Here is a 525-nt window from a genome sequence, read left to right as displayed (position 1 = left end):
ACTTTCGGGCAGTGTTAAGAATGGGGTAGGTTCAGGAATGTTGATGAATTTTTGAAAAATATAAAATCAGAGCCTAAATCACGCCCACAGTAGAGCGTCAAAACCCCACAACTAAAACTAAAAGCGACTCGAATTCAGAAACTGCCGTCGTACCCCAAGATCGCCGTTTACCGTCTTGGGTCGATAGTCCAAACGTGAAGAGTATTGATGATTTAGTTTAGCGCTCACGAAAGCGCCACCGCCCTACCTCGCTTAGATCCAGTACGCCACTAGTTAATGGCTCGTCTCTGTTCCCCTGGTCCGGCACGATGCGTTGCACCACCTTCAACAATACCCTCAAAAATCTCGTTAGAATCGATACTCATTTCATGAATCCACGTATTTTGAGTAATTAATTCTTTAAATTCATCAATAGTTAAATTTTTCATGGCAGATGTTCCTTGTTCTCCTTGGTTAAACCAACTAATTAGCAGCTACTAATTTAATTAGTAGGAGACCTTTGCAATAACCCCTCAAACTTCCTAA

General features: G+C 41.7%; 1 protein-coding gene. It reads right to left on the bottom strand.

Translation table 11 applies throughout. The features are described 5' to 3' along the window. Positions 1-269: 269 nt before the first annotated feature. On the bottom strand, positions 270-428 hold the full coding sequence (locus HMPREF3144_RS11680) for a hypothetical protein (RefSeq protein WP_156099023.1): 159 nt from the start codon (positions 426-428) through the stop codon (positions 270-272). Between the last annotated feature and the right edge of the window lie 97 nt (positions 429-525).

Origin of the sequence: Oligella sp. HMSC05A10 (assembly GCF_001808335.1) — a bacterium.
Classification (GTDB): domain Bacteria; phylum Pseudomonadota; class Gammaproteobacteria; order Burkholderiales; family Burkholderiaceae_B; genus Oligella; species Oligella urethralis.
The sequence above is the reverse complement of the archived record's forward strand: the minus strand, read 5'-3'. Positions and strand labels throughout refer to the sequence as shown.